The sequence below is a fragment of the Aquihabitans sp. G128 genome (assembly GCF_019048865.1).
Classification (GTDB): domain Bacteria; phylum Actinomycetota; class Acidimicrobiia; order Acidimicrobiales; family Iamiaceae; genus Aquihabitans.
This window is the reverse complement of the sequence record NZ_CP077604.1, coordinates 688,962-702,062: the sequence shown is the minus strand read 5'-3', so window position 1 is coordinate 702,062 and position 13,101 is coordinate 688,962. Positions and strand designations below refer to the sequence as shown.

Genomic DNA, 13,101 nt, shown 5'->3' with positions numbered 1-13,101 from the left:
CCCCGATTGCTGACGGACCGTCAGGTCTCGGGCGCAGCGGCAGGGGCGTCGGCGGGGGCGGTGGGGCGCGCGGGCTTGGCGTCGACGCCGGCTTCACGGCGCTGGGCGGCGGTGATGGGAGCCGGTGCGCTGGTGAGGGGGTCGAAGCCGCCGCCGGTCTTGGGGAAGGCGATGACCTCGCGGATCGACGACGCCCCGGTGAGCAGGGCGCAGATGCGGTCCCAGCCGAAGGCGATGCCGCCGTGGGGCGGGGCGCCGTACTTGAACGCCTCGAGCAGGAAGCCGAACTTCTCCTCGGCCTCCTCGGGCCCGAGGCCCATGACCTCGAACACCCGCGACTGGATGTCGCGACGATGGATGCGGATGCTGCCGCCGCCGATCTCGTTCCCGTTGCACACGATGTCGTAGGCGTAGGCCAGCGCCGAGCCGGGGTCGGTGTCGAAGGTGTCGAGGCTCTCGGGCTTGGGCGAGGTGAAGGCGTGGTGCACCGCGGTCCAGGCGCCGGAGCCGACGGCGACGTCGTCGGTCTCGCCGGTGGGCTCGAACAGCGGGGCGTCGACGATCCAGGTGAACGCCCAGGCGGCCTCGTCGATGAGGTCGCACCGCTTGCCGATCTCGAGGCGGGCGGCGCCGAGCAGGGCTTTGGCGCTGCGCTCGGTGCCGGCCCCGAAGAAGATGGCGTCGCCGGGCGCGGCGCCGACGTGGGCGGCGAGGCCGGACCGCTCGTCGTCGGAGATGTTCTTGGCCACCGGGCCCTTGAGCTCGCCGTCGTCGCTGACGAGCACGTAGGCCAGGCCGCGGGCGCCGCGGGCCTTGGCCCAGTCCTGCCAGCCGTCGAGCACCTTGCGGGTCTGCGAGGCGCCGCCGGGCATGACGACGGCCCCGACGTGGGCTGCCTGGAAGACGCCGAACTCGGTGCCGGCGAAGTACTCGGTGCAGTCGACCAGCTCGACGCCGAAGCGCAGGTCGGGCTTGTCGGAGCCGTAGCGGCGCATGGCCTCGGCGTAGGTCATGCGCGGGATGGGCAGCGCGACCTCGACCCCGACGAGGGCCCACAGGGCGGCCACGATGCGCTCCCCGAGGGCGATGACGTCGTCCTCGACCACGAAGCTCATCTCGATGTCGAGCTGGGTGAACTCGGGCTGGCGGTCGGCGCGGAAGTCCTCGTCCCGGTAGCAGCGGGCGATCTGGAAGTACCGCTCGAGGCCCGAGACCATCAGCAGCTGCTTGAACAGCTGCGGGCTCTGGGGCAAGGCGTACCAGGAGCCGGGCTGCAGGCGGGCCGGGACCACGAAGTCCCGGGCCCCCTCGGGGGTGCTGCGGGTGAGCGTCGGGGTCTCGACCTCCACGAAGCCGTCGTCGAGCAGCACGCCCCGCGCCGCCTGGTTGACCTGGCTGCGCAGGCGGATGGCTGCGGCCGAGCCGGCTCGGCGCAGGTCCAGGTAGCGGTACTTGTAGCGCACCTCGTCGGAGACCGGCGTGGTCTCGTGCTCCTCGATCGGGAACGGCAGCACGGCCGACTCGCTCAGCACCTCGACGGTGGTGGCCTCCACCTCGATGGTGCCGGTGGGCAGGTTCGGGTTGTCGTTGCCCTCCGGCCGGCGCGTCACGGTGCCGACGATGCGCAGGCAGAACTCCGAGCGCAGCGGGCCGGCCACGGCCTCGTCGTGGATGACCACCTGGACCACGCCGCTGGCGTCGCGCAGGTCGATGAACGCCACGCCGCCGTGGTCGCGGCGCTTGGCCACCCAGCCGCAGAGGGTGACCTCACCATCGACGTCGGCTTCGGTCAGCTCCCCGCTGTGGTGGGTGCGCAGGCCTACGGCGATGGTCATTCGGTGGCGTCCTTGCTGAGTGCGTCTCGGAGGTGGGCGACGAGGTCGGCCCGGGGAACGGTCTGCTGGGCCGACGGCTGGTCGCCGTCGAAGTCGTGGCGGAGGGGGCGCACGGTGGCGACGCCGTCGGCCAGCTCCTGGTCGCCGACGATGACGGCGAACGGGGCGCCGGAGCGGTCGGCGCCCTTCATCTGGGCGCGCATGCCCTTCTGGTCGAAGGCGCGGTCGCAGCGGATGCCGGCGGCGCGCAGCTCGGCGGTGAGGTCGCGGGCCTCGGCGCCGCCGGTGACGTCGATGACGAAGACGTCGATGCGGGCCTCGGGCGCCGGGAACACGCCCTCGGCGTCACAGGCGATGAGGAGGCGCTCGATGCCGGACCCGAAGCCGATGCCGGGCGTGGGCGGCCCGCCCAGCTCCTCGACCAGGCCGTCGTAGCGACCGCCGCCGAGGATGGTGGCCTGGGCGTTGTCGACGAGGGTGGGCACCAGCTCGAAGGTGGTGTGGGTGTAGTAGTCGAAGCCACGCACCAGCCGGGGCGCCAGCGTGAAGGGGATGCCACGAGCGGTGAGCCCCTCCTGCACCCGGGCGAAGTGGGCCTCGCTCTCGGGCGAGAGGTGGTCGGCGATGGCCGGCGCGTGGGCGGTGACCTGCTGGGTGGCGCGGCGCTTGGAGTCGAGGACCCGCATGGGGTGGGTGTCGACCTTGTCGCGATCGTCCTCGGCCAGCTCGTCGCGGCGCTCGACCAGCCAGGCCCGCAGGACCTCGACGTAGGCGAGGCGGTCGGCCGAGGTGCCCATGGTGTTGAGCAGCAGCTCGACCTGCTGCAGCCCGAGGGCCTGCAGCAGCTCCCAGCCCACCGAGATGACCTCGACGTCGACGTCGGGGTCGGCCGAGCCCAGCACCTCGAGGCCCACCTGGTGGTGCTGGCGGTACCGACCCGCCTGGGCCCGCTCGTAGCGGAACGCCGGCGTGGCGTACCAGACCTTCCACGGGGTGAGCGGGTTGTGCTGGACGAAGGCCCGCACCACCGACGCGGTGCCCTCGGGCCGCAGGGCGACGTGCTGGCCGCCCTTGTCGACGAAGTCGTACATCTCCTTGCGGACCGCGTCGGCGCCCTCGGTCTCGCGCTGGAACACGCCGAGGTCCTCGAACATGGGTGACTGGAGCAGGCCGAAGCCGGCGCGCTCCACGACCGTGGCGTAGGTGGCGAGCAGGCGCTCCCACCGCGCCGAGGTGGGCGGCAGGACGTCGTGGGTGCCCTTGGGGGCCTGGAACTTCGCTCGTGCCATGGGCCAGCCAACCTACCGGCGGCGGCCCGGGTGCCCGAAAAGGGATCCGGCGGGCTCAGGCGGCGGGCGCCACCGGGGCCGACGGGTCGCCCGGCGCCACCACGAAGAGCTCGGCCAGGCCGGGCAGGAAGGCGCTCCGAGGGTCGTTCTCGCGCCACAGCATGGCGATCTGCCGGGTGGGCTCCGGGTCGGCGAAGCGCAGCAGGGCGATGGCCGCCGACGGCGGGACGGGCGGCTGGACGGCCAGCTCGGGCAGCAGCGTCACCCCCACGCCGGCCGCCACCATCTGGCGCAGCGTCTCGAGGCTGGTGGCGCGGAAGCCGCTGCGCTCGTGCGCCGACGCCAGGCGGCACACCGACAGGGCTTGGTCGCGGAGGCAGTGCCCGTCCTCGAGGAGCAGGACCGCCTCGCCGTCGAGGACCGACAGCGGTGCCGGGCCTTCGATCTCGGCCAGGGCGTGGGTGGCCGGCGCGGCGAGCACGAAGGCCTCCTCGAAGAGCGGCTCGACGTGGAGCCGATCGTCCGGCACCGGCAGGGCCAGCACCGCAGCGTCGAGCTTGCCGTCGCGCAGCAGCCGGAGCAGCCGCTCGGTCTTCTCCTCCACCAGCAGCAGCTCGAGCTCCGGGAACCGCTCCCGCACCTTCGGCACCACGTGGGGCAGCAGGTACGGGCCGAGGGTGGGGAACACCCCCACCCGCAGCGAGCCCGACTCGGGGTCGGTGGCCTGGCGGGCGGCGTCGCGGATGCCGTCGACCTCGAGCAGCACCGAGCGGGCCCGGGCCACGACCTCCTCCCCCGCCGGCGTGAGCAGGATGGGCGAGCCGCGCTCGACGAGCGCGACGCCCAGCTCCTTCTCGAGCTTCTTGATCTGCACCGACAGGGTCGGCTGGCTCACGAAGCACGCGCCGGCCGCCCGGCCGAAGTGGCGGTGGTCGGCCACCGCCACGAGGTACGCGAGGTCGCGGAGGTTCACGCCACGATCAGACGGAGGCGGTGGCCGCCTCGGCCGGAGCCGAGGTGCGGATGAGGTGGTCGAAGGCGCTGAGCCCGGCGGTGGCGCCCTGGCCCATGGCGATGACGATCTGCTTGAAGGGCACCGTGGTGCAGTCGCCGGCGGCGAACACGCCGGGCATGGAGGTCTGGCCCCGGTCGTCGATGTGGACCTCGCCCCGCTGCGAGAGGTCGAGGGCGCCCTCGAGCCACTCGGTGTTCGGCAGCAGGCCGATCTGGACGAAGATGCCCTCGAGGTCGACCTGGTGGAGGTCGCCGGTGGTGCGGTCCTGGTAGGTGAGTCCCACGACCTTCTCGCCGTCGCCGAGGACCTCGGTGGTGAGGGCGCTCACGTGGACCGTCACGTTCGGGAGGCTGCGGAGCTTGCGCTGGAGCACGTCGTCGGCCCGCAGCACGTCGTCGAACTCGATGAGGGTGACGTGGGCGACGATGCCGGCGAGGTCGATGGCGGCCTCGACGCCGGAGTTGCCGCCGCCGATGACCGCGACCCGCTTGCCCTTGTAGAGGGGGCCGTCGCAGTGCGGGCAGTAGGCCACGCCCTTGTTGCGGTACTCCTCCTCGCCGGGGACGCCCATGTGGCGCCAGCGGGCGCCGGTGGACAGGACGACGGTCTTCGACCGCAGGGCGGCGCCGCTGGCCAGCTGCACCGAGACGAGCCCGTCGGCATCGGCGGGCACCAGCTTCACGGCCGCCTGGAGGTTCATCACGTCGACGTCGTTCTCCGCCACGTGCTGCTCGAGCGCGGTGGCCAGCTTGGGGCCCTCGGTGTAGGGCACCGAGATGAAGTTCTCGATCCCCATGGTGTCGAGCACCTGGCCGCCGAAGCGCTCGGCCACCACGCCGGTGCGGATGCCCTTGCGGGCGGCGTACACGGCTGCGGCGGCGCCGGCGGGGCCGCCACCCACCACGAGCACGTCGTAGGGGTCCTTCTCGGCGAGCGCGGCCGAGGCGTGCTCGGCGGCGTCGGGGTCGAGCTTGGCCAGGATCTGCTCGATGCCCATGCGACCGGTGTCGAACAGCTCGCCGTCGAGGAAGACCGACGGCACGGCCATGACCTTGCGCTCCTCGACCTCGTCCTGGAAGAGGGCGCCGTCGATGGCCACCACCTTCACCTTGGGGTTGAGGACGCTGATGGCGTTGAGGGCCTGGACCACGTCCGGGCAGTTCTGGCAGGTCAGGGAGAAGAAGGTCTCGAAGGTGTGCTCGGTCTCGATGGCCTCGATCTGCGCGACCGCCTCGGCGGACGCCTTGGGCGGGTGGCCGCCCACCTGCAGGAGCGCGAGCACCAGCGAGGTGAACTCGTGGCCGAGCGGCAGGCCGTCGAAGCGGACCTCGACGTCGGTGCCCACGCGGCGGATGAGGAACGAGGGGCGGCGGTGGTGGTGCTCGTCGTCGTCTCGGCTCACGGTGATGTGGGCGGACAGGGCGGCGATCTCGTCCAGCAGCTCGGCCAGCTCGCTCGACTTCGCGCTCTCGTCGAGCGAGGCGATGAGCTCGATGGGCAGTGACACCTTCTCGAGGTGGGTCTTGAGGGCGGCGGTGAGGTTGGCGTCGAGCATGCGGAGGCTCCAGGTCTTGAGCAGGTGGCTTCGTGGGAGGGGGGAGGCGGTGGGCCGGGGTGCCGTGCGACCGGGTGGTCGCACGGCACCCCGGCCGCGGGTCAGATCTTGCCGACGAGGTCGAGCGAGGGGGCGAGGGTGGAATCGCCCTCTTCCCACTTGGCCGGGCAGACCTCGTTCGGGTGGGCGGCCACGTACTGGGCGGCCTTGACCTTGCGGAGCAGCTCGGCGGCGTTGCGGCCGATGTTGCCGGCGTTCACCTCGACGATCTGGATGGTGCCCTGCGGGTCGACCACGAAGGTGCCCCGGTCGGCCATGCCGTCGGACTCGATGTAGACGTCGAAGTTCCGGGTGATGGTGCCGGTGGGGTCGCCGATGAGGGCGTAGGTGATCTTGTTGATGGTCTCGGAGTTGTCGTGCCACGCCTTGTGGGTGAAGTGGCTGTCGGTCGACACGCCGTAGACCTCGACGCCGAGCTTCTGGAACTCGGGGTACAGGTCGGCCAGGTCGCCCAGCTCGGTGGGGCAGACGAAGGTGAAGTCGGCCGGGTAGAAGAAGAAGATCGACCAGGCGCCCTTCACGGACTCGTCGCTCACGTCGATGAACTCGCCGCCCTTGAAGGCGGTGGCGTTGAACGGCTTGATCTCGGTGTTGATCAGGGACACGGGTGCAGGACCTCTCGCTTTGTGAATCGGGGAACGAGCTCCACCCTACCCGACCACCGATAGTTTCCCTGACCAATCGAGCCGCTTCATCATAGATTGTCACTATCGCGATCGGGGAAACGCCCAGGTCAGGCGCCCGCCGTGGTCGTGACCGTCGTCCGAGCCACCACCCGGCCGCCCTTCAGCACGGTCCGCCGGGCCGATCCGCGAGCCAGCGCCTCGCCGAGGTCGCGGCCTGCGACGGCCACCAGGTCGGCGGCCCCACCCACCGCCAGGCCGCTGGCCGCCAGGCCGAGCGAGGCTCGCGAGGACGTGCTGGCCGCCGCCCACGCCTCCGCCGGGCTGAGGTGGGCGGTGAGCGACAGGAGCCGAGCGGCGTCGAACGGGTCGGCGCGGCCCAAGGGGCAGAACGGGTCCTCGATGTTGTCGGATCCGGTGGCCACCACCACGCCGGCGTCGAGCAGCCGCCGCACTGCGGTGACGCCGCGCGGCGTGCCGGTCGGCTGGGCCCGGCCCTGGAGCCAGAGGTTGGTGGTGGGCAGGGCCACCGCAGCGATGCCCGCCTCGGCGAGGCGGGCAGCGGTCGACTCCTGCTCGTCGAGCGCCTGCATGCCGAGGCTCACGCAGTGCCCGGCGGTCGCCCGACCCCCGAGGCCGTGGCGCTCGACGGCGGCGGCGAAGGCCAGGAGGGTGCGCGACGTGGGGTCGAGGGTCTCGTCGATGTGGAGGTCGATGGCCCGATCCCACCGGACCGCAGCGGCGGCCAGGAGCTCGATCGTCGCCTCGGGGTCGGCGTCGGTCACGGGCGCCGAGCCGATGGCGTCGATCCCCAGCTCGCAGGCGACGTCGATCAGCGCCCGGTTGGCCTCGGCCACCTCGCCGTCGCCGCTGAGCGGGGGCATGAACAGCCCGACGACCTGCAGCTCGCACCGGTCGGCGACCGCGGTGCGCACGTCGAGGATCGCTTCGAGCACCTGCAGGTCGATGGTGGCGTGGAGGTTCACGTTGGTCCGCACGGCGGTCGCGCCGTTGCGCACGTAGTCGTCGACCGCCGCCAGGGCTCGACCGCGCACGTCGGCCGCGTCGAGCGACGGGGCGTGGTCCAACCACGCCCGGACCGCCCCCATGAGCTCGCCCGAGGGGTTCGGCGCCTCCCGGATGGTGGCCACCTTGTCCAGGTGGACGTGGGGCTCGGCGGCGGCCGGCAGCACCACCAGGCCCGTGCAGTCGACCACCTCCTCGCCCGGCACCCGGTCGAGCGTGGGCCCGACGGCGGTGGTGGTGCCGGTGACGTCCTCGACGCGCACGTCGACGCGGTCGCCGTCGGCGTCGACGCCGCCCGCGAGCAGGCGACTCGTCACCGCCGCTGCCCTGCCGCGGCGTCGTCGGCCCACCGGGACGACCAGCCGCTGGCCACCAGCTTGGCCGACTCGGTGACGGCCTCCCCCGGCACCAGCTCCTCGTCGGCCAGGTGGCCGGGGTTGCAGATGCCGAGCGGGTCGACGGCGGCCTTGAAGGCCCGCTGCTCCGGCCCGAAGTCCCGGATCGACGACGCGCCCAGCTTCGCCTGGTGGATGTTCACCACCAGGCAGTCGAGCGCCTCGGCCGCCTCGCTGACCGCGACGATCCGTCCGGGGATCGAGCCGTCGATGCCCAGGGCCACCTGCGGCGACGGGCGGCCGGCGAAGCGCTGGCAGGTCGACGACACCCAGGTCTCGCCGCCCACGCGCCGCAGCAGCTCGTCGAGCGTCCCGGCCGGGTCGCCGGGCGGGAGCAGGAAGAGCACCTCGGCCAGGTTCGGCTGGCCCTTGCGCAGCCACCACATCGCGTGGCCCCAGGTGTACTCGTAGCCGGGGAAGCCGCGAGGGGTCTCCCCCATCGGCACGTCCAGCGTGACGAAGCCGCCTCGCCGGGCGGCGAGGTCGGTGAGCCCCTCGACCGAGTGCGGTGCGACCATCACGAACGCCGCCGCCCGGCCGAGCGGCAGGAACTCCTGGAGCGGCGTGAGGTAGGTGGCCATGCCGGGGTCCATGGGCATGCAGTTCTTCACGTCGAGCCCGTCGGCCAACGTCACGTCGCCGCCGAAGCGCATGGCGTCGGCCAGCGTCTCGAACGACACCATGACGTCCCGCCAGGCGTGCGACGGCGCCAGCGGGAACTCGACCTCGGTCACCACCCCGGTCATGCCGAAGCTGAACTGGACCAGCCCGGTCTGCTCGCCCCGCAGCTCCAGGACGCGGGGCTGCTCCTCGATGGTCACCACCCGCAGGCCCTGCACGTTGCCGAGGTCGGCCAGCCCGCCGTGGCGGATGGAGCCCACCCCGCCGTGGCCGCCGATCACGAAGCCCGCCGCGGTCGACATCCGCTTGCTCGACGGGTGGATGCGCAGCTCGCGGCCGAACGGGGCGGCGGCCTCGTCGATGTCCGGCAGCAGGGTCCCGGCCAGGGCGCGGACGTGCTCCTGGTCGACCGAGATGATGCCTCGGAGGAGGCTCAGGTCGAGCACGATCCCGCCCTCCAGCGGAATCGACTGGCCGAAGTTGCTGGTGCCGGCGCCGCGGGGGACGATCGGCACGCGGTGGCGGGCGCAGGCGGCGACCAGCTCGATGACCTGGGCCTCGTCGGCCGGGATGGCCACCGCGTCGGCCAGCGACCCGCCGACCTCGCTGGCCATCAGCGGGCCGAGCATCGCCGACCGGTCGGTGGAGCGCCGCCGCACCAGCTCCGCGTCGTCGGTGATGGTCAGGTGCGCCAGCTCCCGCCGCACCGCCTCCACGTTCGCGAGCCGCGCCGCCACGGCGCCAGACGGGTCAGGGGTGTCTGCCATGCGGCCCAGCACACCAACCCCATGTTTCCGCCATGTCGCGCCCACGTGACACCCCCGCACCAAACGACCACCGCGAGGGCGGGGTCGGGGTTGGTGGTTGGGGGTTCCGAGCGAAGCGAGCCCGGGGGGTGTGGGGGCGGAGCTTGCGGAGCCCCCCCCACGACCAACGACGGCGGCTCCGCCGCCGTCGTTGCGAGAAGCGCCGGGCGTCAGCCCGTCAACCAGGAAGCTCGGGGGAACGGAGCGAGCGCAGCGAGCGAGTGAGCCCGAAGCGCGCCACCGCCTCTGCGGGGTGGAGTGGTCCCAGTCGGCGAGGAGGGTGCGGATGGCGGTGGTGAGGACGAGGGGCTCGTCGAGCATCCCGTGGTGGCCGGCCATCGGCAGCTCGACCACGGGGGCGGTGCGGCCGAGGGCCTGGTACATCGACTCGCCGATGTCGGGCGTCACCAGGCCGTGCTCGGCGCGCAGCAGGGCGAAGCGGCAGCGCACCAGCGGCAGGTAGGGCACCGCCACGTTGCGGATGTGGCCGGTGAAGGCGTTGAACAGGTTGTGGTCGAACTTCCAGCTCCACCCGCCCTCGACCTCGTGGACCGATCGCCGGGCGACGTGGTGCATCACGTAGTCGAGGTAGTGCTTCTGGGGCGGCACCGTGCGGAACCGGGCCAGGGCCTCGTCCCGGGTGGGGTACACCCGGGGCACGCCGAAGGCCTGGCCCGCCTGGGCGGCGCCGACCTCCTGGTCGACCTCGATGACCGGCGAGTCGAGCACGATCACGCCCGCCACGTCGTCGGGGTGGATGGCGGCGGTGGCGATGGAGACCATGCCGCCCATGGAGTGGCCGATCACCACCGGGGTGCCGTCGATCTCGGCGTCGCCGGCCACGGCCACCACCTCGTCGGCCCACTGCTCGAGCGAGTACGACGCGCGGTGGTCGCTGTCGCCGTGGCCCGACAGGTCGATGGCCACCACCCGGTACTGGCGGGCGTACCAGGCCGCCACGTGGGTCCACCAGTGGGCGTGGGCGGCCCCGCCGTGCACGAACACGAGGCCGCGCCGGCCGGGCTCGCCCCACGCCAGGTAGTGGACCTGCGCCCCGTTGACCTCGACCCGCTGGTCGAAGAACGGCGTCTGCAGCGCCCGGCGGAACCAGCCGGGGGCGTCGGGGGCGATCAGATCGTCGAGGTCGGCCGGCACCCGGGCGACCATACCGGGGCCGCCCGACGGGCTAGGAGCCGAGCTTCTTCACGGCGTTGTAGTAGGTCGACGCCAGCCCGTTGCACGCCGTGCGCTTCACCACGCCGTACGGGGCGCAGATGGCCTTCATGTCGTTGTAGAAGGCGGTGTCGATCTTGGGCTTGTTGGCCGTGAAGATCCCGGTCGCCTTGAAGTTCCGGTAGTTGAAGTCGTGGCGGCGGCACGCGCTCGAGAAGTTGAAGCCGAACGGGTTGTCCGGCGACCACGAGCACAGGTCGGTGGACCAGTCGAACTCGTTGTTGGGCGCCTTGGTGCGGTTGGCGTACATCGTGTTGAACACGCTCGCCGAGCCCAGCTCCTGGTAGAGGATGGCTTGCTTCTGGCTGGTGGTGATGGCCCCGGCCGGTGCGGCCGTGAGCATGCTCAAGGCCGCCACCAGTGCGACCGCGAACCCCGTGATCCTGCGCGTTGCCTGCACGGCACGCCCCCTTCGTCTGAACGATCCCCCACGTGCGCCGTGCTGCGGCGCGGTGCGGCGGTGATCGTAGACCTCCGGGGCCCGTCCCGGCCAGGACCTAGCCCTCGCCGGAGGCGGCGGCGCCGGGCAGGACGCGGTAGGACTCGTAGACGCCGTCGATGCCACGGATGGAGCCGAGCACCACGCTCAGGTGCGACGGGTCGCCGAGCTCGAAGTCGAAGCGCATGGCGGCCATGCGATCGCCGCCGGTCTTCATGTTGCAGGCGAGGATGTTCACGTGGTGGTCGGCCAGGGCGCTGGACACGTCACGGAGCAGCCGCGGCCGGTCGAGCGCTCGCACCTCGATGGAGGCCACGAAGGACCCGCCGGCGAAGTCCTCGTCCCACTCGACCTCGATCAGGCGGTCGCGCTGGCCGGTCTGCAGGGAGTGGCCGTTGGCGCAGTCGGCCCGGTGCACCGACACGCCGCGGCCGCGCGTGACGAAGCCGATGATCTCGTCGCCCGGCACGGGCGTGCAGCAGCGCGACAGGCGGACCATGACGTCGTCGAGGCCTTCGACGTGCACCCCGGCGCCCGGCTTGGTGGCCTTCATGTTGCGGGTGCCGCTGACCGTGGTGGGCAGCTGCTCCTCGCGTGCGGGGTCGCCCGAGCGCAGGAGCTTCGAGATGCGGGCCACCACCGACTCGGGCGACACGTGGTGCTCGCCGACGGCGGTGTACAGGGCGTCGACGTCGACGTAGTTCAGGCCGGTGGCCACCTCGGTGAGCAGCGAGGCCGGCAGCTTCTGGGTGGGCAGGCCCTCCCGGCGCAGCTGCTTCTGCAGGTCCTCCCGCCCGGTCTCACGGGCGTCCTCGCGGCGCTCGCGCGAGAACCACTGCCGGATCTTGTTGGCGGCGCGGGGCGTCTGGACGATCTGCAGCCAGTCCCGGCTGGGCCCGGTGCCCTCGACCTTGGAGGTGAAGATCTCACAGGTGTCGCCGGAGGTCATCTGGTGGTTCAGCGAGACGAGTCGGCCGTTGACCCGGGCGCCCACGCAGGAGTGGCCGACCTCGGTGTGGACCGCGTAGGCGAAGTCGATGGGCGTGGCGCCCTTCGCCATGGTGACGACCTTGCCCTTGGGCGTGAAGACGTAGACCTCGTCCTGCTCCAGGTCGACCTTGAGCGTCTCCATGAACTGGGCCGGGTCCGAGGTCTCCTGCTGCCAGTCGACGATCCGGTTCAGCCAGGCCAGCTCGTCGGTGGGCGAGCCGATCTTGTAGGCGAAGTGGGCGGCCACGCCGAACTCGGCCCGCTGGTGCATCTCGGTGGTGCGCAGCTGCACCTCCAGCGGCTTACCCTGCGGCCCGACGACGGTGGTGTGCAGCGACTGGTACAGGTTGAACTTGGGCATGGCCACGTAGTCCTTGAACCGACCCTGCACCGGTCGCCACGTGGCGTGGATGGAGCCGAGGGCGGCGTAGCAGTCCCGCACGGAGTCCACCAGGACCCGGATGCCCACCAGGTCGAAGATGTCGTCGAACTGGCGGCCCTTGACCACCATCTTCTCGTAGATGCTCCAGAGGTGCTTCGGCCGGCCGCTCACGTCCGCGTCGACGCCGAGCTCGGCCAGGCGCTGGCGGACCTGCTCCAGCACCTGCTCGAGGTAGAGCTCGCGCTCGGGGGCGCGGTTGGCGACCATGTGGTCGATCTCGGCGTACTGCTTGGGGTGCAGGGTGGCGAAGCTCAGGTCCTCGAGCTGCTGCTTGAGGTCCTGCATGCCGAGCCGGTGGGCCAGCGGGGCGTAGACGTCGAGGGTCTCGCGCGATCCGGGTCTGCTTCTCCGGCGCCATGGCGCCGAGGGTCCGCATGTTGTGCAGCCGGTCGGCCAGCTTGATCATCAGGACCCGGAGGTCCTTGGCCATGGCCACCAGCATCTTGCGCATGGAGGCGGCCTGCTGGGCGGCCTTCGAGTCGAACTGCACGCGGTCGAGCTTGGTGACGCCGTCGACGATCTGGGCGACCTCGTCGCCGAACGTGGCCGCCAGCTCTTCCAGCGTGACGCCGGTGTCCTCCACCGAGTCGTGCAGCAGGGCCGCGGTGATGGTGACGTCGTCGAGCCCCAGGTCGGCCACGATCTGGGCCACCGACAGCGGGTGGTGGATGTACGGCTCACCGCTGCGCCGGGTCTGCCCCACGTGGGCGGCCGCAGCCAGCTCGTAGGCCTGCGAGATCATGGCCGTGGAGGTCTTGGGGTGGTGGTCGCG

9 protein-coding genes and 1 pseudogene are annotated in these 13,101 nt (G+C 72.0%); all 10 read right to left on the bottom strand.

Features of this window, described 5'->3' with window-relative positions; translation table 11 throughout:
- Positions 1–20 precede the first annotated feature (20 nt).
- Entirely contained in the window at positions 21–1,835 is a 1,815-nt protein-coding gene (aspS, locus tag KSP35_RS03210) for an aspartate--tRNA ligase (RefSeq protein ID WP_216998876.1), read from the bottom strand.
- Positions 1,832–3,124 (bottom strand): histidine--tRNA ligase, encoded by a 1,293-nt coding sequence (gene hisS / locus KSP35_RS03205; RefSeq protein ID WP_216998874.1) that lies wholly within the window; start codon positions 3,122–3,124, stop codon positions 1,832–1,834. The genes aspS and hisS overlap by 4 nt, the downstream gene beginning before the upstream one ends.
- Before the next feature lie 55 nt (positions 3,125–3,179).
- Positions 3,180–4,097, bottom strand: a complete 918-nt coding sequence (locus KSP35_RS03200; RefSeq protein WP_216998872.1) for a LysR substrate-binding domain-containing protein — start codon at positions 4,095–4,097, stop codon at positions 3,180–3,182.
- A 7-nt stretch (positions 4,098–4,104) separates the two neighbouring features.
- A complete protein-coding gene (gene ahpF, locus KSP35_RS03195) occupies positions 4,105–5,694 on the bottom strand; it encodes an alkyl hydroperoxide reductase subunit F (RefSeq protein ID WP_216998870.1) in 1,590 nt (529 codons plus the stop codon).
- A 101-nt stretch (positions 5,695–5,795) separates the two neighbouring features.
- Positions 5,796–6,359 carry an alkyl hydroperoxide reductase subunit C gene (ahpC, locus tag KSP35_RS03190; protein ID WP_216998868.1) on the bottom strand — a complete coding sequence of 188 codons (564 nt, stop codon included), beginning with the start codon at positions 6,357–6,359 and terminating at the stop codon, positions 5,796–5,798.
- Between the two features lie 128 nt (positions 6,360–6,487).
- A complete protein-coding gene (locus KSP35_RS03185) occupies positions 6,488–7,720 on the bottom strand; it encodes an amidohydrolase family protein (RefSeq protein WP_216998866.1) in 1,233 nt (410 codons plus the stop codon).
- Positions 7,717–10,380: an alpha/beta fold hydrolase gene (locus KSP35_RS03180; RefSeq protein WP_216998864.1), complete on the bottom strand. Its 2,664-nt coding sequence runs from the start codon at positions 10,378–10,380 to the stop codon at positions 7,717–7,719. Before KSP35_RS03180 ends, KSP35_RS03185 begins: the two co-directional genes overlap by 4 nt.
- A 31-nt stretch (positions 10,381–10,411) precedes the next feature.
- Positions 10,412–10,801 carry a phospholipase gene (locus KSP35_RS03175; protein ID WP_254127163.1) on the bottom strand — a complete coding sequence of 130 codons (390 nt, stop codon included), beginning with the start codon at positions 10,799–10,801 and terminating at the stop codon, positions 10,412–10,414.
- 154 nt (positions 10,802–10,955) lie between these two features.
- Positions 10,956–12,614 carry a bifunctional (p)ppGpp synthetase/guanosine-3',5'-bis(diphosphate) 3'-pyrophosphohydrolase gene (locus tag KSP35_RS03170; protein ID WP_254126961.1) on the bottom strand — a complete coding sequence of 553 codons (1,659 nt, stop codon included), beginning with the start codon at positions 12,612–12,614 and terminating at the stop codon, positions 10,956–10,958.
- A gap of 97 nt (positions 12,615–12,711) precedes the next feature.
- Positions 12,712–13,071, bottom strand: a pseudogene (locus KSP35_RS23920) (HD domain-containing protein); the annotation flags it as partial.
- Positions 13,072–13,101: the final 30 nt, after the last annotated feature.